Consider the following 1,427-nt stretch of genomic DNA (forward strand, 5'->3'; position numbering starts at 1 on the left):
CGGCGCCGGGATCGCCGGCGCCGAGTCCCTCTCCTCGCCCGTCCACGAGATCGCACCCCTCGTCGAGCGCGCCCTGGTCGAGGGCGTCGCCCCCACCATGAACAGCGTGGCGCCCGAGGGCGTCGGGCCGATCGCCGGCAGCGCCCTGAGCGAGCTCCAGGAGACCGCGCACAACCCCGAGAAGCCCGCTCCCGACCTGGCCGCCCCGCTGCCCGAGGGCCAGGACATCCGGACCCCGCTGGGCGAGGTGCCCAACCCGACCTCCGAGCTGGCCGACACCGTCTCCGGGGTCCAGGACGCCACCGGTCTGGACGGCGACCCCCACGACACCATCGGCCACGACGCCGGGCGGGCCCTGGAGCACGGCGGCCACCGTGCGGGCGAGGCCGTGGAGGAGACCGCGGTCACGGTGCTGCCGCACACCCTGGAGTCGGTCTACGGGCTGCGCGAGCAGGTGGACCTGCCCCGGGTCGGCCAGGTCGCCCAGCTGCCGGACACCTCCCGGCTCCGCGACGTCGCCCAGCTGCCCGAGACCTCCGACCTGTCCTCGGTGACCGGCGGCAACAGCCTGGCACTGGACGGCGCCGAGGCGCCCGCCCTGGAGAACGCCCTGGGTCTGGGCGGCTCCCCCACCGTGCGCCAGAGCGCGGCCGCGCCCCCCGTCCCGAACATGTGGGACATCGCCTACGTCTTCGGCGTGGAGACGCCGGGCAGTGTGCAGGACCTCATGGAGGCCACCCCCCTGACCGAGGACAACAACATCAGCCTCGGCGAGGAGGAGGTGCTCGGCATGATCGGCCAGCGCAACCTCGACCAGCCCCTCACCACCGTCCACCAGTCGGCGCCCGCGGCGCCCGGACTGGGCGACCTGGCCGACGCCCTCGCGAGCGGCGCCGAGAGCGGCGACCTCAGGGCCGCCGAACTCCAGCCCCTGAACGTGGAGGGCCCCCTGGCCGAGTCCGGGGTCCCCCGCCTCTCCGGCACCGGTGTGCCCGTGGTCGACGACGCGGTGGACTCCGTCGTGCCGCAGCTCGCCGACGCCGGGGTGCCCACGATCGCCGAGGGCGTGGACACCCGGACCGCCGAGGCCCTGGTGGCGGAGCTGGGCCGCGGCACCGACCTGCTGAACGACGTGGACACCAGTGACCTGCTGTCCGTCGAGGGCGGTACCGTCCCGCAGGAGACCCCCGCGGGCATGACGCAGCACCCGACCTTCATGGACCTGCCCGGTTCCGAGGCCCTGCCCGTCGTGAGCTAGCCCGCGGCCCCGCACAGCCGGCGGGCGCGACGGCTCTCCCCCGCCGCGTCCGCCGGTCCCGGGGCGGTCCGCCGGGCACCTGAACGGAATCCCACCGCGACACCGGCGCGGCCTCCCCGCACGGCGGGACCGAGAGACACGGCGACGGCGCCGCCCCACCGGGCGGCGC

Annotated in this window: 1 protein-coding gene; it reads left to right on the forward strand. The window is 76.0% G+C overall.

The annotated features are described in order from the left end of the window. On the forward strand, positions 1–1,258 hold a 1,258-nt coding region (locus DQW06_RS28145), incomplete at its 5' end, for a hypothetical protein (protein ID WP_117199617.1). Positions 1,259–1,427: the final 169 nt, after the last annotated feature.

Source organism: Nocardiopsis sp. TNDT3, from assembly GCF_003427465.1.
GTDB classification, from domain to species: Bacteria; Actinomycetota; Actinomycetes; order Streptosporangiales; family Streptosporangiaceae; genus Nocardiopsis; species Nocardiopsis dassonvillei.